The sequence below is a fragment of the Pseudonocardia bannensis genome (assembly GCF_012911875.1).
Taxonomy (GTDB): Bacteria; Actinomycetota; Actinomycetes; order Mycobacteriales; family Pseudonocardiaceae; genus Pseudonocardia; species Pseudonocardia bannensis.
The window spans coordinates 15,104-32,879 of record NZ_JAAXKZ010000061.1 but is presented as its reverse complement, the minus strand read 5'-3'; the positions used below and the strand labels follow the sequence as shown (position 1 = coordinate 32,879).

Below are 17,776 nucleotides of genomic sequence, written 5' to 3'. Positions count from 1 at the left end.
GGATGACCCCCGTGGTGCGCGCACCACGGGGGTCATCCCGCGGGCGCTCGTGGACCGCGAGGTCGCCGACTCCCTCGCCGACCGACTGCTGGTCACCGACACCATGCGCGAGCGCAAGGCGCTGATGGAGGCACACGCCGACGCCTTCCTCGCCCTGCCCGGCGGGATCGGCACCTGCGAGGAGCTGTTCGAGGTCTGGACGGCCGGAACCCTGGGGATGCACGCGAAACCGGTCGTGGTGCTCGACCCCGACGGGCACTACGCCGGGCTGCTGGCCTGGCTGCGCGAGCTCGTCGAGCGGGGCTTCACCGGTGCTGCCGCGCTCGAGCGGATGGTGGTCGTGGCCGATGTGACTGCAGCCCTGGACGCCTGCGCCCCGCCCCCGCACGTGCCACGATCGGTGCTGTGAGCAGCGCTGGGACGGCCGCACTGCGGTTCGGTGAGCGGGAGCCGGCGGCCGACCGCGCACTGGTGATGGCCATCGTCAACCGCACGCCCGACTCGTTCTACGACCGCGGGGCCACGTTCTCCGACCACGCCGCGATGGCCGCCGTGGACCGGGCGGTGGCTGAGGGCGCCGACATCATCGACATCGGCGGGGTCAAGGCGGGCCCCGGCGCCGAGGTCGACGTGGCGGAGGAGATCCGCCGTGTCGTGCCGTTCGTGGCCGCGGTCCGCGAGAAGCACCCCGACATCGTGATCAGCGTCGACACCTGGCGCGGGAAGGTCGGCCGGCTCGCCGTCGCCGAGGGCGCCGACCTGCTCAACGACACCTGGGCCGGGGCCGACCCGACGCTGGGCGAGGTCGCCGCCGAGACCGGCGCCGGGATCGTCTGCTCCCACACCGGGGGTGCGGTGCCGCGACGGCGGCCGCACCGGGTGCGCTACGCCGACGTCGTCGCCGACGTGCTGGCCGACGTGTGCGGCCAGGCCGAGCGGCTGGTGGCCCTCGGCGTGCCCCGCGAGGGCATCCTCATCGACCCGACCCACGACTTCGGCAAGAACACCTGGCACGGCCTCACCCTGCTGCGCCGGGTGGACGAACTGGTCGCCACCGGCTGGCCGGTGCTGATGGCGTTGTCCAACAAGGACTTCATCGGGGAGACCCTCGGTGTGGAGCTCACCGAGCGGTTGGAGGGCACGCTCGCGGCGACGACGCTGGCCGCGGCCGCCGGAGCCCGCGTGTTCCGGGCCCACGAGGTGGCCGCGACCCGGCGGACCGTGGATATGGTCGCGGCGATCGCGGGTACTCGCCCTCCTTCGCGTACCGTCCGCGCGCTCGCCTGAGAACCCGCTCGCGGGGCCGCGGCATCGGCCCGAAGGCCCCTTGTGGGGCCGCGGCATCGGCGCTGTGGTCGGCTCACGAGGGCCGGAGCATCGGCACAGAGGGGAACGCCATGGACCCGATCACCGAGCAGTGGTTCGCGCATCGCACCTGGCAGACGCCCGATTGGGCGATCGCTGACCTCACCGCGGCAAAGAACGGCCGGCGGGTGTCGGTGGTGTTGCCGGCGCTCGACGAGGAGGCCACCGTCGGCGCGATCGTCGCGGCCATCGTCCCGCTCACCCGTGGCCCCGCACCGCTGGTCGACGAGCTCGTCGTCGTCGACTCCGGCTCGACGGACCGGACGGCGGAGCTGGCCGCCGCCGCCGGAGCCCGGGTGGTGCACCGCGAGGACGTCGTCCCGCACCTGGACCCGGTGCCCGGCAAGGGTGAGGTGCTGTGGCGTTCGCTGGCCGCCACGGACGGGGATCTGATCGTCTTCCTGGACTCCGACCTCGTCGACTTCGACCCCGGTTTCGTGCCCGCGCTGCTCGGCCCGCTGCTGACCGCGCCCGGGGTGGGCCTGGTCAAGGGCTTCTACCGGCGCCCGCTGCGGCTGGAGACGACGGAGAACGACACCGGCGGCGGCCGGGTGACCGAGCTGCTGGCCCGGCCGCTGCTCGCCTCGCTGCGCCCGCGGCTGTCCGGGGTCGTCCAGCCGCTCGGCGGGGAGTACGCCGCCACCCGGGAGCTGCTCGAGTCGGTGCCGTTCGCGGCCGGGTACGGCGTGGAGATCGGGCTGCTGATCGACGCTCACGACCGGCTCGGCCTGGAGGGCCTGGCACAGGTCAACCTCGGTGTGCGCAAGCACCGCAACCGATCGTTGCTGCAGCTCGGGGTGATGGCCCGGCAGATCCTGGGGGCGGTCCTGCGCCGCTGCGACGTGCCCGACTCCGGCCACGGCATCACCCAGTTCCTGCAGATCGACGGGGAGTGGCTGCCCACGGTGCACCGCGTCCACACCGACGAGCGCCCGCCGATGCGGGAGGTCCGGGCGATGCCCCGCACCTGACGGTGCGGCGCGGTCGCGCGGGTCCGGTCCCCGTGATGAGATTCGGGGCATGGGGACGGCGCTGATCTACCTCCTGGTCGTCGTGGCCGTGGCTGCCGTGGTGTTCGTGCTGGCCGCCGCGGTGTTCGGCCGCGGTGAGGAGCTGGCCCCGCTGGCCCCCGGCGCGACCCCGACCCGGCTGCCGGCCGGGGAGATCAGCGGCCGCGACGTGCGGGAGCTGCGGTTCCAGCAGGCGGTGCGGGGCTATCGGATGGCGGAGGTGGACTGGGTGCTCGAGCGGCTGGCGGAGGAGCTGGACCGGGTGGGGGCGGACCGGGAGGCGTTGCGGGCACGGATCGCGGAGCTCGAGGAACGGGCCCCCGCGGGCGGTCCGCACCGCACGGACGACGGCCGATGAGCGCGCGGCAGCTGCTCGTCCGGGAGGCGCGATGAGCGCCCGCCGGGAACTGGTGGTGCCGGTGGACGTGGACGCCCCGGCCGAGGTCGTCTGGGCGATGATCACCGATTGGGAGGGGCAGGGCGACTGGATGCTCGGCACCCGGGTCCAGGTGACCGAAGGGGACGGCCGGTCCGTCGGCTCGACGCTGCGCGCGGTGACGGGGGTCGGCCCGCTCGGCGTCGCGGACCCGATGGAGATCGTCGAGTACGCCGAGGGCGGGCCCTGGCGCTGCGTGGTGCGCCACACCGGCCACCTCGTCAAGGGCGACGGGGTGTTCGAGGTCGTCGAGCTGGGCCCGGGCCGCTCCCGGTTCCGGTGGTCCGAGCTGCTGGACCTGCCGCTCGGGGCGCTCGGGCGGGCCGGGTGGCCACTCGTCCGTCCGGCCTTCCGGGCGGGTGTGGCCTACTCGCTGCGGCGGATGGCGCGGCTGTGCGAGGCGTCGTACCGCGGGCAGCGGGACCGGTGAGCGATCCGGGCGACGGCACCGCGCTGAACCGGTGCGGCTGGGCGACCTCCGCCCCGGACTACGTGTCCTATCACGACGACGAGTGGGGTGTGCCGTTACGCGGGGTGACCGCGATGTTCGAGCGGCTCAGCCTGGAGGGGTTCCAGTCCGGGTTGTCGTGGCTGGTCATCCTGCGCAAGCGGCCGGCCTTCCGGGCGGCGTTCGCGGGCTTCGACCCGGAGGTGGTGGCCGGCTTCTCCGAGGTCGACGTGGCCCGGTTGCTCGCCGACGCGGGCATCGTGCGGAACCGGAGCAAGATCGAGGCGACCGTGCAGAACGCGCGTGCGGTGCTCGACCTGGACACCCCGCTCGACGAGCTGCTGTGGTCCTTCGCTCCGGACCCGGCCGAGCATCCTCGCCCGGCCACGCTCAGCGACGTCCCGGCGGTCACACCGGAGTCGACGGCGATGGCCACGGAGCTCAAGCGGCGGGGACTGCGCTTCGTCGGACCGACCACGTGCTACGCCCTCATGCAGGCCGCCGGTCTGGTCGACGATCACGTCGCCGACTGCTGGCGCGCGGCGCCGCGCTGACCGCTGGCGGGGAGCGACGCGGCGACTGCGGAGGGTGAACGCAGTGCATCGCCCGGGGGAGTTGATCGCCTCGGTTGTACTCCGGGTGGAGCGATGGGGGAGAATATCGACACACATCCCGCCGTGCGCGCTCCCCGGCGCACCGGCGCCCTGAACGAGAGACAACGGAGGGAGCACGAGATGGCGGCGATGAAGCCCCGGACCGGCGACGGTCCCCTGGAAGTGACCAAGGAGGGTCGGGGCATCGTGATGCGCGTGCCGCTCGAGGGCGGTGGCCGCCTGGTCGTGGAGATGACACCCGATGAGGCCAGTGCACTGGGCGACGCGCTCAAGGCAGCAGCGGGCTGATCGCCCACCGGCCCGCCCGGTCGCCGTGACGGCGACCGGGCGGGCCCTCAGCGCAACCCGCGGTAGATCTCCATCGTCCGTGCGGCAGCCTGCTCCCAGGAGAACTCCCGCTCGGCTCGCTCCCGGCCCGCCCGGCCCATCGCAGCGGCCCGCTGCGGATCGGCGAGCAGTGCGTTGACCGCGTCGGCCAGGCCGGCCCGGAACCGTTCCACCCCGTGCTCGTCGAAGTGCACCAGCAGACCGGTGGTCCCGTCGTCCACGACCTCGGGGATGCCACCGACGTCGGAGGCGACCACCGCCGTACCGCAGGCCATCGCCTCCAGGTTCACGATGCCCAGCGGCTCGTAGACCGATGGACACACGAACACCGTCGCGGCCGAGAGCAGCTGGCGGACCTGTGTGGTGTCCAGCATCCGGCGCACCCAGATCACCCCGGGCCGGGCGGCGGACAGCTCGGCGACGGCCTTCCCGGTCTCCTCGGCGATCTCCGGGGTGTCCGGTGCGCCGGCGCAGAGCACGATCTGCGCCTCGTGGCTGATCGCGTGCGCCGCGGCGATGAGGTGGCTGAGTCCCTTCTGCCGGGTGATGCGCCCGACGAAGACCACGATCGGACGGTCGGGGTCGACGCCGGCGGCGCGGACCGCGTCGCGAGCGGGATCGGGGCGGTAGAAGGCGGTGTCGATGCCGTTGTGCACCACGTGCACCCGGTCCGGGTCGAGCGTCGGGTAGCAGTCCAGCACGTCGGCGCGCATGCCCTCGCTGACCGCGATCACGGCGTCGGCGTGTTCGTAGGCGGTGCGCTCCACCCACGACGAGAGCCGGTAGCCGCCACCGAGCTGTTCGGCCTTCCAGGGGCGGCGCGGCTCCAGGGAGTGTGCCGTGACCACGTGCGGCACGTCGTGCAGCACCTTGGCCAGGTGGCCGGCCATGTTGGCGTACCAGGTGTGCGAGTGTGCGACGTCGACGTCGGCCAGCCGGGCCACCATCGCGACGTCGACCCCCAGGGTCTGCAGCGCCGGGTTCGCGTCGGCGAGGCCGTCCGGCGGCTGGTACGCGTGGGTACGCGGGTCACCGTCGCGCGCCTCGCCGAAGCAGTGCACGTCGACGGTGACGTCCCCGCCGAGCCCGCGCAGCGCCGGGACGAGATGCCCGACATGGACCCCGGCCCCGCCGTACACGTCCGGCGGGTATTCGCGGGTGAGCAGACCGATGCGCACGGTCGGCACGCTATCTGCTCCCGATCCGCTTCCGCTGACGCGATCCGGCGCCGTGGCGTGCCGCTCTCCGTATGGCCGGTTTCCTCGGCGGAGCACTAAGGTTTCCGGGTGTGACCGCACGATGCCTGCCGGACCGCGGGTCCGGGGGAGCGACGAGGATCGGGTGGCGCCGATGACCGCAGGACGCATCCCCATGGCCCCGGGCGGATTGCCGGCCAACGTGCTCGGCATCGTGCTCGCGGGTGGCGAGGGGAAGCGGCTGTGGCCGCTGACCGCGGACCGCGCCAAGCCGGCCGTCCCGTTCGGCGGGAACTACCGGCTCATCGACTTCGTGCTCTCGAACCTGGTGAACGCCGGGCTGCACCGCATCTGCGTGCTCACCCAGTACAAGTCGCACTCGCTGGACCGGCACATCTCCACGACGTGGCGGCTGTCCAGCGTGCTGGGGCAGTACATCACCACCGTCCCGGCCCAGCAGCGGCTCGGCCGCCGCTGGTACACCGGCAGCGCGGACGCGATCTTCCAGAGCCTGAACCTCGTCTACGACGAGCGGCCGGACTACATCGCGGTGTTCGGTGCGGACCACGTGTACCGGATGGACCCGGGCCAGATGCTCGCCCAGCACATCACCAGCGGGGCCGGCGTCACCGTGGCCGGCATCCGGGTGCCGCGCGCCGAGGCCAAGGCCTTCGGTTGCATCCGGTCCGACGCCGACGGCCGGATCACCGACTTCCTCGAGAAGCCGTCGGACCCGCCCGCGGTACCCGACGACCCCGACGTCACGTTCGCGTCCATGGGCAACTACGTCTTCACCACCGAGGTGCTGCTCGACGCCCTGCGGGCCGACGCCGAGGACGGCGACTCCGACCACGACATGGGCGGGGACATCATCCCGAGGCTGGTCCGCGAGGGCGACGCCGCGGTGTACGACTTCGCCGACAACGTGGTGCCCGGCGCGACCGACCGCGACTCCGGTTACTGGCGCGACGTCGGGACCGTGGACGCCTACTACGACGCACACACCGATCTCGTCTCGGTGCACCCGATCTTCAACCTCTACAACGACCGGTGGCCGATCCGCACGGCGATGGCGCCGCTGCCACCGGCCAAGTTCGTCGAGGGCGGGATCGCGCAGGACTCCATCGTCGGCGCAGGCACGATCATCTCCGGGGCCATCGCGCGGCGATCGGTGATCAGCCCGAACGTGCGGCTCGAGGCGGGCGCCGAGGTGTCCGACTCGGTCGTCCTCCCGGGTGCCCGGATCGGGCGCGGAGCGGTGGTGCGCGGGGCGATCCTGGACAAGAACGTCGTGGTGCCCGACGGCGCGCTCGTCGGGGTCGACCTCGCGCTGGACCGGGCCCGCTACACCGTCAGCCCGGGTGGGGTCGTGGTGCTGGGGAAGGGCGCGACAGCGCTGTGAACCCGCTGGGCTCGCGCAGGTGGGTCAGCGGACCTTGGTCGCGACCAGCAGGCCCTGGCCCAGGGGCAGCAGCATCGAGACCAGTCGCTCGTCGTCCCGCACCTGGTGGGCCAGTTCGCGCAGCGCCGAGGCACCGGTCTCGTCGGGGTCCGGCTCGGTGACCCGCTCGCGACGCAGGGCGTCGTTCAGCACCACGACACCGCCCGGCCGCAGCAGCCGGACCGCCTCCTCGAGGTAGCGCGGGAACTCGGTCCGCACCCCGTCGAGGAACACCAGGTCGTATCCGGCGTCGGTGAGCCGGGGCAGCACCTCCAGCGCCAGCCCGTTGATCAACCGCAGCTGCGACGGCCCGTACCCGGCCTCGGTGAACGCGCTGCGCGCACCGCGCTGCTGCTCGGGATCGATGTCGATCGAGGTGAGCACGCCGTCGGGCGCCATGCCCCGGAGCAGCCACAGCCCGCTGACCCCGGCGCCGGTGCCGATCTCGACGACGGCCCGGGCGCCGACCGTCGCGGCCAGGAAGCGCAGCGCCGCGCCGGCCCCGGGGCCGATCGGGGCGGCCCCCGCGGCCTCCGCACGCTCCCGTGCGGAGGCCAGTACCTCGTCCTCGCCGAGGTACGATTCGGTGTAGTCACGAACGGCACCGTCGGTGACGACGTCGCTCGGGACGCCACCCGCGGAGCCGGTCATGGTCGAGAGGCTACTGTGCTGCGGTTTCCGGGTTGTGAAGCGATCTCGGCGGGTCGCTTTCACAGGTTCCTCTCAGATGCTTCTCACCCGTCGTTCACACCCGTGCGGGACCGTGATCCCGGCACGGTCGGGGTCGTCGACCGTCGACGCCGGGAACACCAGCCCCCGGCGGGACGTTCCCGAAAGGCACGACCCGCCGCAGGAGGTGCACTCCCCACGATGACCGATCGCCCAGCAAGCGCGCAGTTCGGGACCCGACCGCAGGTCGCGGCCCCGTCCTCGACCGTGCTGCCGGGGGAGGGCGCCGAGTGGACGCCGCCGAGTTGGGACGAGGTCGTGCGAGAGCACGGCGACCGGGTCTACCGCCTCGCCTATCGGCTGACCGGCAATCCTCACGACGCGGAGGACCTCACCCAGGAGACCTTCATCCGGGTCTTCCGGTCGCTCGCCTCGTACAAGCCCGGAACCTTCGAGGGCTGGCTGCACCGGATCACGACGAACCTGTTCCTGGACATGGTGCGTCGCCGGGCCCGGGTCCGGATGGAAGGTCTGCCCGACGACACCGACCGGATCCCCGGCGGCGGCCCGGAGCCGGAGGTCGTCTTCTCCGAGACCCACCTCGACCCGGCGCTGCAGGCCGCACTCGACGAACTGGCACCGGAGTTCCGCGCGGCGGTCGTGCTGTGCGACGTGGAGGGCCTCTCCTACGAGGAGATCGGTGCCACGCTGGGGGTCAAGCTCGGTACTGTTCGGAGCAGGATCCACCGGGGCCGCGCCGCCCTGCGCAACGCGCTGGAGCGGCGTCGCGCCACGGCGGTGACGTCCGAGACGGCTGATGCCGACGCTCGTGTGGTTCTGGCTGGGGAGGTCAACGGATGACCGATGCGCGCCGGCGTTTCTCGGTGACCGCGCCGGACTGGGGCGAGACGCATCTGTCGCTGGATGCCATCGTCGCCTACGTCGACGACGAGCTCACGGTCGGCGCGCACGCCCGGGCGACCCAGCACCTCGGCCACTGTCCGGAGTGCGCGGCCGAGGTGGTCGCCCAGGGGCAGGCCCGCTCCATGCTGCGGTCGGCCGCCGCCCCCAGCATGCCCACCTCGCTGCTGTCCGCCCTGCGGTCGATCCCGCAGGAGACAGACCTGCCCACCCCGCCCGCGGGACTGGCGATGACGGCCGACGGCCAGCTCGTCTCCGTGCTGCGGCCGGTCGCCGCCGAACCGGATCGGCCCGCCCGGCCGTCCACGGCCACCAGCAGCGATGTGCGGACCGGACACGGTCGCCGCGCAGGTGTGCCGCGCCGGATCCGGCTCGGAGCCGGTGCCGCGGTGTCCGGCCTGGCGCTGGGCGCACTCGCGTTCGGCGCGCCCTCCGCGTCGATCGGCGCGCCCGATACGGCGCCCTCGGCCGACCGCGGTGTCCTGGGCGGATCGGTGCTGGGCAACGGAGCCCCCGCCAAGCTGGACACCCGGCTGACCGCACGTTCCACGTTGAACCCGGCCTCGGCCACCGGCCCGGCCGGTGAGGTCCGACCTGCCGACCTGGCTCGCCGGCTGGACACGATGCCCCCCAGCTTCCCGGCCTCCGGCCGGCGTTGAGCCCGGCCCGGCTACGCGGACTTCACCCGCGCTGAGGCAGGCTGGTCGGGAATTCCCCGTCCGATCCCGCACCCAGGAGCCGGCCCGCGATGAGCGACGAGCAGGACGCCGGAGCCGCCGAGCGCGCCGCGGCCGAGGCGGAGCCGGCACCGCCTCGCCTGGGTCCGCGCCCGATCGAGCGCCCACCGGTGGACGACGGCACCGCGTTCGCGTTCGGCCGCCCCGCGGGTGTCAGCGGCGGGTTCGACCGTGGGCACGACAACGGCACCTCCAGCACCTCCGGCATCTCCGCCGGCTCGTTCGCGCCGCCGCCCCCGGCCGCGCTGGCCAGCGCGTTCGGCCGCTCGGCGGGGGACACCACGTCCCTGCAGCGACCCCCGGATCCGCACCGGAACGGCACGAACGGCGCCGGGCCCGACCTGTTCTGGAGCAGCGGTGACCGTCCCGCGGACGTGGATCCTTGGCGGGATCCGGGCAGCCCGGCCGATCTCGGCCCGCCGCCCGCCGCCACGCCGCCGGCTCCTGCCGGACCCGGTGGCCCAGCCGCCCGGCTCGGCGTCCGCGACCTGCTGTTCGGCCGCCGGGTGCAGACCCGCGCGCTGGTGGTGCTGGGTGCCGCCGTGCTGCTCATCGGTGCGGCAGGCGGGCTCGTCGGCCGGCTCACTGCCGAAGGTGCCTCGGGATTGACCGACCCGGAGGCGACGATCGCCGCGGCGGCCGAGGCGAAGGAGCGCCCGCCCGGCTCGGTCGCCGACATCGCGGCCCGCGTCGTGCCGGCGGTCGTCTCCATCGAGATCCGGGTGGGGGACCAGGGCGGCACCGGTTCGGGGGTCGTCATCGACCCGGCCGGATACGTGCTGACCAACAACCACGTCGTCGCGCCGGCAGCCGAGGTGCAGGGCGCGAACATCGAGGCCGTCTTCAGCGACGGCACCCGCACCGCCGCGCAGATCGTGGGCCGGGACCCCAAGACGGACCTGGCCGTGGTCAGGGTCGGGGTGACCAACCCGACCGTCGCGCAGATCGGGTCGTCGCGGTCACTCGCCGTCGGGGACGGCGTGCTGGCGATCGGTTCCCCGCTCGGGCTCGTCGGCACGGTCACCGACGGCATCGTCAGCGCGTTGAACCGGCCGGTGCGTCTCGACGGCGGGCAGAACGACGCCACCGCCGTGATCGACGCGATCCAGACCGACGCCGCGATCAACCCCGGCAACTCCGGTGGCCCGCTCGTCGACTCCACCGGCGCGGTGGTCGGCATCAACACCGCGATCCGCAGCCTCGGCCAGGGCGAGGGAGGTTCGATCGGCCTCGGCTTCGCCATCCCGATCGACGACGCCCGCGAGATCGCCCAGGAGCTGATCCGCACGGGCGCGGTCAAGCACGCCGACCTCGGCGTCAACGCCAAGTCCGTGACCGACGGCACCACCGACGGCGCGCAGGTGCAGAACGTGGTGCAGGGCGGGGCGGCGGCCGCCGCCGGCATCGTCGAGGGCGACGTGATCGTCCGGGTGGACGACCGGACGATCGCCGGGGCCGACGAACTGGTGGTCGCGGTGCGTGAGCGCGAGCCGGGGCAGACCGTCGCGGTGCAGTTGGTCCGGGACGGCCGGCCGCTGACCGTGTCGGCCGTGCTCGCCTCGGATTGAGCGGCGGAGTATCGGGCTCGGGACGCGATAGGCTGCGCACATGTTCGACAGCGTCGGATGGGGCGAGATCCTGATCCTCGTCGTGGCCGGGCTGTTCATCCTGGGCCCGGAGCGGCTTCCCTCGGCGATGGCGTGGCTGGGTAAGACCATCCGCCAGGTCCGGGAGTACGCCACCGGGGCCCGTGATCAGCTGCGCAACGAGCTCGGCCCGGAGTTCGACGAGCTGCGCAAGCCGCTGGACGATCTGCGCGGGCTGCGCGACTTCAACCCGCGCAACGCCACCCGCAACGCCGTGCGCCGCACCCTGTTCGACGACGACCCGCCCGAGAAGCCGAACGGGTACGTCCCGGGCGGCGCGGCCACGAACGGCGCACCCGCTCCGACCCCGCACCCGGCGACGGCCCCCCGAGCCGACCGCCTGTCCCCCAACGAACGCCCGCCGATCGACCCCGACGCCACCTGACCCGCGTCGTGGAGCCCTGACGCGCTCTACGTGCCTTACAGACTGCGTTGTGGAGCCTCAACGCAGTCGGGAAGGGCGCTTCAGCGCGGTTCGAGGAGCGGGGGGCGGCGGCGGTGCCAGTCGGTGGCCTGCTGGTACGCGTGCGCCGCGGCCAGCACCATCCCGTCGGCGTGCCGGGGACCCACGATCTGCAGGCCCACCGGTAGGCCGGCCGTGGTGAACCCGCACGGCACGCTGGCGGCGGGCTGCTGGGTCATGTTGAACGGGTAGGTGAACGGCGTCCAGGACGTCCAGCGCGGCGCCGGCGAGCCCGGCGGCACCTCGACCCCGCCCGGGAACGCCGGGATCGGCAGCGTCGGGGTGAGCAGCAGGTCGTAGCCGCGGTGGAACGCGCCCATCAGGGAGCCGAGGTCGTTGCGGACGGCCATCGCGGCCAGGTAGTCCAGGGCGCTCGCCTGCGCGCCTTGCTCGGCGATCTCGACCAGCCCCGGGTCCATGGTCGCGCGCTGCTCGGGGCCGAGGCGCTCGATCGTCTTGGCCGCGCCGACGAACCACAGCACCTCGAACGCCTCGACGGGATCGGTGAAGCCGGGGTCGGCGTACTCGATCGTGGCGCCGAGCGCCGCGAACGTGTCCGCGGCGGCCTCGAACGCTGCGGCCACCTCCGGGTCGAGGGTCGCGTAGCCGAGCGTCGGGCTGACCGCGATCTGCAGCCCGGCCACGCCGTCGGCCAGCGTCTCGGTGAAGGACCGGGCCGGTGCCGGGAGCGCCCAGGGGTCGCGGGCGTCGAACCCGGAGATCACGTCGAGCAGCAGCGCCGCGTCGGCGACGGTGCGGGTCATCGGCCCGACGTGGGCCAGCGTGCCGAACGGGCTGGCCGGATGGTGGGCGACCCGGCCGTAGGTCGGCTTGTGCGCCACCGTCCCGGTGAACGCGGCCGGGATGCGGACCGAACCGCCGCCGTCGGTGCCCAGGCTGAGCGCGCCCATCCCGAGCCCGACGGCCGCGGCGCTGCCACCGCTGGACCCGCCCGCGGTCAGCGCGGGATCCCACGGGTTGCCGGTGACCCCGGTCAGCGGCGAGTCGGTGACGCCCTTCCACGCGAGTTCCGGGGTCGTCGTCTTGCCCAGCAGCACGGCGCCGTGCTCGCGCACCCGGGCGACCGGCGGGCCGTCGACCTCGGAGATCACGTCGGCCGGGGTCGTCCGGGAACCGCGCCGGGTGGGCCAGCCGATCGTCAGCAGGATGTCCTTGACGGAGGTCGGCACGCCGTCCAGCAGCCCCCGGGGCTCGCCGTGCCGCCAGCGCTGCTCCGACTCCCGCGCCGCGGCCAGCGCGCCTTCGGCGTCGACGAGGCAGAACGCGTTGACCGCGCCGTCGAGCCGGTCGATGCGGTCCAGCGCGTCCCGGGTGGCCTCCACGGGGGAGAGTTCCCCCGCGCGGTAGGCCGCGAGCAGATCGGTGGCGGAGAGGTCGGCGGTCGTGCGTGCGGGGGCGCTCATGCGGACCCTCCCGTGTTCCCGGTGACGTAGCCCCGCGCCTTGTCGACGACGTTGCGCAGGGGGGTGCCCGCCCGGTAGCGGGCCAGGTTGTCGGCGAACAGCTCGACCAGTGCGTCCCGCCAGCCGACCGTGTCGCCGGACATGTGCGGGGACACGATGACGTTGGGCATGCCCCACAGCGGGGAGTCCGCGGGCAGCGGCTCGGTCTCGAACACGTCCAGCGCCGCGCCGGCGATGCGTCCGGCGGCCAGCGCGTCGACGAGGTCGGACTGCACGACCAGCGCCCCGCGCCCGACGTTGACGACCCGTGCGGTCGGCTTGAGCAGCCCCAGCGCGGCGGCGTCGAGCAGGCCACGCGTCCGGTCGGTGAGCGGTGCGGCCAGTACCAGGAAGTCGGCCTCGGGCAGCAGTGCGTCGAGCTCGTCGATGCCGTGCACGCCGTCGGCCGGTCGGCGGCCCACCAGGCGCACCTGCAGTCCGGCGGCGGTGAGCAGTCGCGCGATCGCCCGGCCGATGGGTCCGCTGCCCACGACCACCGCGCACCGGCCGGCGATCCCCTCGGTCTCCCGGTGCCGCCACTCGCGGCGGTCCTGCAGCCGCAGCGTCTGCGGCAGGTCCTTCGCGAACGCGAGCACCACGCCGAGGACGTACTCCGCCATCGGGGTGTCGAACACGCCTCGGGAGTTGGTCAGGGTGACGTCGGAGTCCACCAGCCCGGGAAAGATCAGCCGGTCCACACCGGCGCTGGCCGTGTGCACCCACCGCATCGTGTCGGCCGCGGGCCAGGCGCCGCGCACGGCGTCGGAGGTGAAGTCCCACACGAACAGTGCGTCGCAGCCGGGCAGCGTGTCGGCCAGCGTGTCGTCGGTGGCGAACCGCAGCTCGGCCCCGCAGGCGTGTTCGGCGAGCGCGGGCGGCCGGTCGACGGCATGCAGCACCGCGATCGTGGGGGAGCTGGAATTACCCCCTTGACCTGGGGAAACAGGCAACCCTGGGTCCTTTCGCGGAGCCGGTCGGGGCCATTGACACGCTAGGAACCGCTCGTATGATTGTCAACAATCCGCGGCACTGGCGCACGGTGGCACGACGGAAGTGAACCTCATTCATCAACACAGCGCTCGCGGGGTGGTCGGTTTGTCGAAGTTCATCAGCATCTCGCTCGCCCGTCGGGGCGTGTCGTGCGTGGCCGAACTCCTGGAGAAGGACGCCCCGCGCACGTGTGCCGCGGTCTGGGACGCGTTGCCGCTCGGCGGCGACGCGCAGCACGCCAAGTACGCCCGCAACGAGGTGTACACGATGGTCCCGCGGTTCGGCGAGGAGATCGGCTTCGAGAACACCACGGTCACCCCGATCCCCGGTGACGTCGTGTACTTCTCGTTCTCCGGCGGGATGCTCGACCAGTCCTTCAAGGCCGACCAGGGCATCGACCATCTCCCCGGGGTGGTCGACCTGGCCATCTTCTACGGGCGGAACAACCTGCTGCTCAACGGCGACGTGGGGTGGGTGCCCGGCAACGTCTACGCGACGATCGTCGAGGGCCTGGACGCCATGGCCGAGGCGTGCCACGACGTCTGGCGTTCCGGCAGCGTCGGGGAGCGGCTCGTCTACTCCAGGCTCACCGAGCGTTCCGACGTGCGTTGACCGGGGAGGCGGGCCATGCCGACCGAGCTGTCCGTGGGGCTCGTCGAACCGCACGGTGACGCGACCAATCCAGGAATCGGGGTCGTCGCCCCGTTCGACTTCGCCCTCGACCGCGAGCTGTGGCGCTGGGCGCCCGACGACGTGTCGCTCTACCTGACCCGGCTGCCGTTCTTCACCACCCCCGTGACGGTCGAGATGGCCGTCGCGGTGGGCGATCGCCGGGCGCTGCGCCGGGCCACCCGGGACGTGCTCACCCCGCAGCCCGGGGTGGTCACGTTCGCGTGCACGTCCGGCAGCTTCGTCGGCGGGACGCAGGGCGAGTACGTGTTGCGTCGGACCATGCTGGAGGCGGGTGCGCCGGCGGTGTCCACGACCTCCGGCGCCCTCGCCGAGGCGCTGCGGGTGCTCGGGGTGCACCGGCTCGCCATCGCCACGCCGTACATCGCCGCCGTCACCGCGCGACTGGTCCGCTACCTCCGCGAACACGACGTCGAGACGGTCTCCAGCGAGGGCCTCGGGCTGCTGGGCAACATCTGGCGGGTGACCTACGGCGAGGTCGTCGAGATCGTCACGGCGGCCGACCGGCCCGACGCGGACGCGCTGTTCATCAGCTGCACGAACCTGCCCACCTACGACGTGATCGAGCCGCTGGAGCAGGCACTGGGCAAGCCGGTGCTGACCGCGAACCAGGTGACGATGTGGGCGGCGCTGCGGGCGATCGGCCGGTCCGCGGTCGGCGGCGGCCGGCTGCTCGCCGCGACGGGCCGGCTCTCGGCGGCTTGACGGAGGGTGCAGATTTGTATGATTGCCGACAATCATGACTGATCCGACCGCTGTCACCGGACCCCCGACCGTCGGCATCCTCTACCCCGGTCACTCCGCCGAGGACGACTACCCCCGGGCCGAGAAGCTGCTCGGCGACGGCACCCGGTTGCCGCTGGTGCACACCGAGATGCGGGAGGACGCCCATCGCGTCGATGCGCTGCTCGATATCGGTGGCGACGAGGTACTGGCCGCCGGTGCCCGGGCGGTGGCGGCCGGCGGGCCGCTCGACGCGATCGTCTGGGCGTGCACCAGCGGGAGCTTCGTGTTCGGCTGGGAGGGAGCGACGGCCCAGGTCGCAGCGCTGCAGGAGGTTTCGGGGGTGCCGGCGTCGAGCACCTCGTTCGCCTTCGTCGACGCGTGCGAGCGGCTCGGGGTCACTCGGGTCGCGGTCGGCGCCACCTACCCCGACGACGTCGCCGAGCGGTTCGTGGCGTTCCTGGCCAGGGCCGGGGTCACCGCGCTGCGGTTGTCCGCCCGCGGCATCGTCACCGCGGCCGAGGTGGGTACCCTGCCCGCCGACCCGGTGTTCGACCTCGCCGCGACCGCCGACCACACCGACGCGCAGGCCGTACTGCTGCCCGACACCGCGCTGCACACCGTGGAACTGCTCGACGCGCTGGAAGCCCGGGTGGGCAAGCCGGTGCTGACGGCCAACCAGGTGAGCGTGTGGCAGGGGCTGCGGCTGGCCGGGGCCGACCGGCCGCGCGGCGGCCTCGGCACCCTGTTCGCCGGGTTCCGAGGCGGCCGCCGGGGCCGCCGGTGAGGTGCAGGGCGCACCCGCACACGAGAAGAGGGGCACGAGAGGGCATGGGCCTGGACCTGCACGATCTGGAGCCGGTGAGCCGGCGTTCCACGGCGGCCATCGTGGCCGACCGGATCCGTCAGGCCATCATGCGCGGCACCTTCCCGCCCGGCACCCAGCTGGGCGAGGTCGAGCTGGCCGGTCGGCTGGGTGTGAGCCGTGGGCCGCTGCGGGAGGCGATGCAGCGGCTGGTGGCCGAGGGGCTGCTCCGCAGCGAGCGGCACCGGGGGCTGTTCGTCCGGGATCTCGACGCCGCCGACGTCCGCGACGTGTACCTCGCGCGCACGGCGGTCGAGCGCGCTGCGGGAATGCTCATCCTGGACGGCGACCGGAGCGCGGCCACGGAGCGGCTGACCGCGGCGCTGGCCGCGATGGAGGCCGCCGCGGCGGCGGGCGATGCGGTCGCGCTGGCCGACGCCGACCACGGTTTCCACGCCGAGCTGGTGGCCGCCGCGGGGAGCCCGCGGCTGCGCCGGATGGCCGACGCGCTGCTGGTGGAGACGCGGATGTGCCTCGCCGCCCTGCAACAGACCGCGCCGCCCGCCGAGGAACTGCTCGTCGAGCACCGGGTGCTGCGCGACGCCGTGCACGACGGCGACGCCGACCGGCTGGTCGCCACCCTCGAAGCGCACATGGCCGACGCGGTGGACCGCATCCTCGGGCCGGCCGGGGGTGGACCGGCCGGCGCGGGGCTCCCCCTGGGGCCGCCTCCCGCGGTCCCGGCCTGACCCCGGTGAGCGGATAACACCGTTCGGGCCGGGGTCTGGGCCCGGCGGGACCGTCGGCGCGTCCGTACGCTGCGTGGACGTGACCGCGGAGTGAACGGCGTCGTCGAGGGCTTCCTGGTGATCGGCGTGGTCATCGGCGTCGGCTACGTCATCGGCCGCTCGGGGACGCTCGGGGCGTCGGCCACCGAGGTCCTGTCCCGCACCGCGTTCTTCGTCGCCACGCCCGCGCTGCTGTTCGTCACCCTGGCCGGCGCCGACGTGCCGGCGGTGTTCTCCGAGGCGCTGGTCGTCACGGCCGTGACCAGTTCGCTGGCCTGCCTGCTCTACGTGCCGATCGGGGTGCTGCGACGCCGTCCCGCCGGGGAGACGGTGATCGGCGCGATGGCGAGCGGCTACGTCAACGCGGGCAACCTGGGCCTGCCGATCGCGACCTACGCGCTCGGCAACGCCACCGAGGTCGCACCGGTGCTGCTGTTCCAGCTCGCCGTGCTGACCCCCGTCTTCACGACGGTCCTCGACGTTCTCGGCGAGCGGTCGATGGGTGAGCGGCCGTCCTGGCCGCGCACGCTGACGGCTCCGCTGCGCAACCCCATCGCCCTCGCGACGTTCGCGGGGCTGTTCGTGGCGATCTCCGGGTGGCAGCCGCCGGAAACGCTGCTCGCGCCGGTGCAGTTGATCGCGGACCTCGCGGTGCCGGCGATGCTGCTGGCGTTCGGGATCTCCCTCAACGGTGCCGCGAGGCCCGGGAGGGGGGAGCCCGCGGCGTCGCTGTGGTCGGTCGTCGTGCTGAAGAGCGTCGGGCACCCGGCTCTGGCCCTGTCGGTCGGCGCGGTGGTGCTCGGTCTGGAGGGGCACGCGCTGCTCGCGGTGGTCGTGTGTGCGGCGCTGCCCACGGCGCAGAACGTGTTCGGCTACGCGGTGCGCTTCGACCAGGGTGTGGTGCTCGCCCGGGACGCGGCGTTGACGACCACGGTACTGAGCGTGCCGGTGATGATCGGTGTGGTGGCCCTGCTGACCTGATCGTGACGATCGCCTGTGGCCCGGTGAGGCCGGGGCGGCAGCGGCAGGTGGTCGAAGAGCCCA

Annotated in this window: 21 protein-coding genes; 17 read left to right on the top strand and 4 right to left on the bottom strand. The window is 73.4% G+C overall.

Translation table 11 applies throughout. The features are described from left to right. The 7 genes from HF519_RS17000 to HF519_RS16970 form a co-directional block, all read left to right on the top strand. The coding region (locus HF519_RS17000; protein ID WP_169413935.1) for an LOG family protein at positions 1-409 on the top strand (409 nt) is incomplete at its 5' end. A gap of 65 nt (positions 410-474) precedes the next feature. Continuing rightward, a complete protein-coding gene (folP, locus tag HF519_RS16995; protein WP_169413941.1) occupies positions 475-1,287 on the top strand; it encodes a dihydropteroate synthase in 813 nt (270 codons plus the stop codon). Between the two features lie 110 nt (positions 1,288-1,397). Continuing rightward, complete coding sequence (locus HF519_RS16990) at positions 1,398-2,336, top strand: glucosyl-3-phosphoglycerate synthase (protein ID WP_211170144.1); 939 nt, start codon at positions 1,398-1,400, stop codon at positions 2,334-2,336. Positions 2,337-2,385: 49 nt separating this feature from the next. Further along, entirely contained in the window at positions 2,386-2,733 is a 348-nt protein-coding gene (locus tag HF519_RS16985; RefSeq protein ID WP_169413934.1) for a DivIVA domain-containing protein, read from the top strand. A gap of 31 nt (positions 2,734-2,764) precedes the next feature. Next, a complete protein-coding gene (locus HF519_RS16980) occupies positions 2,765-3,241 on the top strand; it encodes an SRPBCC family protein (protein WP_169413933.1) in 477 nt (158 codons plus the stop codon). After that, positions 3,238-3,813: a DNA-3-methyladenine glycosylase I gene (locus HF519_RS16975; protein ID WP_169413932.1), complete on the top strand. Its 576-nt coding sequence runs from the start codon at positions 3,238-3,240 to the stop codon at positions 3,811-3,813. Before HF519_RS16980 ends, HF519_RS16975 begins: the two co-directional genes overlap by 4 nt. Positions 3,814-3,993: 180 nt before the next feature. Continuing rightward, on the top strand, positions 3,994-4,161 hold the full coding sequence (locus HF519_RS16970; protein WP_076991360.1) for a DUF3117 domain-containing protein: 168 nt from the start codon (positions 3,994-3,996) through the stop codon (positions 4,159-4,161). Positions 4,162-4,208: 47 nt separating this feature from the next. On the opposite strand, the gene glgA is transcribed toward HF519_RS16970, so the two are convergent. Further along, positions 4,209-5,378 (bottom strand): glycogen synthase, encoded by a 1,170-nt coding sequence (glgA, locus tag HF519_RS16965; RefSeq protein WP_169413931.1) that lies wholly within the window; start codon positions 5,376-5,378, stop codon positions 4,209-4,211. Between the two features lie 172 nt (positions 5,379-5,550). On the opposite strand from glgA, the gene glgC reads away from it, so the two are divergent. Next, the gene (gene glgC, locus HF519_RS16960) at positions 5,551-6,798 is read left to right on the top strand and encodes a glucose-1-phosphate adenylyltransferase (RefSeq protein WP_246244263.1); all 1,248 of its coding nucleotides are present in this window, start codon (positions 5,551-5,553) and stop codon (positions 6,796-6,798) included. Between the two features lie 24 nt (positions 6,799-6,822). Here glgC and HF519_RS16955 read toward each other — a convergent pair whose 3' ends face one another. Next, a complete protein-coding gene (locus tag HF519_RS16955; RefSeq protein ID WP_169413930.1) occupies positions 6,823-7,488 on the bottom strand; it encodes an O-methyltransferase in 666 nt (221 codons plus the stop codon). A gap of 219 nt (positions 7,489-7,707) precedes the next feature. On the opposite strand from HF519_RS16955, the gene sigE reads away from it, so the two are divergent. The 4 genes from sigE (at position 7,708) to tatB (ending at position 11,195) form a co-directional block, all read left to right on the top strand. Then, positions 7,708-8,367, top strand: coding sequence for an RNA polymerase sigma factor SigE (sigE, locus tag HF519_RS16950; RefSeq protein WP_246244260.1), 660 nt, complete (start codon positions 7,708-7,710; stop codon positions 8,365-8,367). Continuing rightward, positions 8,364-9,086, top strand: coding sequence for an anti-sigma factor family protein (locus HF519_RS16945; protein WP_169413929.1), 723 nt, complete (start codon positions 8,364-8,366; stop codon positions 9,084-9,086). Before sigE ends, HF519_RS16945 begins: the two co-directional genes overlap by 4 nt. 89 nt (positions 9,087-9,175) lie before the next feature. Beyond that, entirely contained in the window at positions 9,176-10,732 is a 1,557-nt protein-coding gene (locus HF519_RS16940; protein ID WP_169413928.1) for a S1C family serine protease, read from the top strand. Positions 10,733-10,772: 40 nt separating this feature from the next. Further along, complete coding sequence (gene tatB, locus HF519_RS16935; RefSeq protein WP_169413927.1) at positions 10,773-11,195, top strand: Sec-independent protein translocase protein TatB; 423 nt, start codon at positions 10,773-10,775, stop codon at positions 11,193-11,195. An 80-nt stretch (positions 11,196-11,275) separates the two neighbouring features. On the opposite strand, the gene HF519_RS16930 is transcribed toward tatB, so the two are convergent. Together HF519_RS16930 and HF519_RS16925 are read right to left on the bottom strand one after the other, a co-directional pair. After that, the gene (locus HF519_RS16930) at positions 11,276-12,697 is read right to left on the bottom strand and encodes an amidase (protein ID WP_169413926.1); all 1,422 of its coding nucleotides are present in this window, start codon (positions 12,695-12,697) and stop codon (positions 11,276-11,278) included. Next, complete coding sequence (locus HF519_RS16925; RefSeq protein ID WP_312860156.1) at positions 12,694-13,635, bottom strand: D-2-hydroxyacid dehydrogenase; 942 nt, start codon at positions 13,633-13,635, stop codon at positions 12,694-12,696. Before HF519_RS16925 ends, HF519_RS16930 begins: the two co-directional genes overlap by 4 nt. Positions 13,636-13,831: 196 nt before the next feature. On the opposite strand from HF519_RS16925, the gene HF519_RS16920 reads away from it, so the two are divergent. The 5 genes from HF519_RS16920 to HF519_RS16900 all read left to right on the top strand — a co-directional run bounded on the left by HF519_RS16920 (position 13,832) and on the right by HF519_RS16900 (position 17,713). Continuing rightward, positions 13,832-14,338, top strand: coding sequence for a DUF3830 family protein (locus HF519_RS16920; RefSeq protein ID WP_169413924.1), 507 nt, complete (start codon positions 13,832-13,834; stop codon positions 14,336-14,338). A 15-nt stretch (positions 14,339-14,353) separates the two neighbouring features. After that, entirely contained in the window at positions 14,354-15,121 is a 768-nt protein-coding gene (locus HF519_RS16915; RefSeq protein WP_169413923.1) for a maleate cis-trans isomerase family protein, read from the top strand. A 34-nt stretch (positions 15,122-15,155) separates the two neighbouring features. Beyond that, positions 15,156-15,926, top strand: a complete 771-nt coding sequence (locus HF519_RS16910) for a maleate cis-trans isomerase family protein (protein WP_169413922.1) — start codon at positions 15,156-15,158, stop codon at positions 15,924-15,926. A gap of 44 nt (positions 15,927-15,970) precedes the next feature. Next, on the top strand, positions 15,971-16,693 hold the full coding sequence (locus HF519_RS16905; protein ID WP_169413921.1) for a GntR family transcriptional regulator: 723 nt from the start codon (positions 15,971-15,973) through the stop codon (positions 16,691-16,693). A 90-nt stretch (positions 16,694-16,783) separates the two neighbouring features. Continuing rightward, positions 16,784-17,713 carry an AEC family transporter gene (locus HF519_RS16900; RefSeq protein ID WP_169413920.1) on the top strand — a complete coding sequence of 310 codons (930 nt, stop codon included), beginning with the start codon at positions 16,784-16,786 and terminating at the stop codon, positions 17,711-17,713. Positions 17,714-17,776 lie beyond the last annotated feature (63 nt).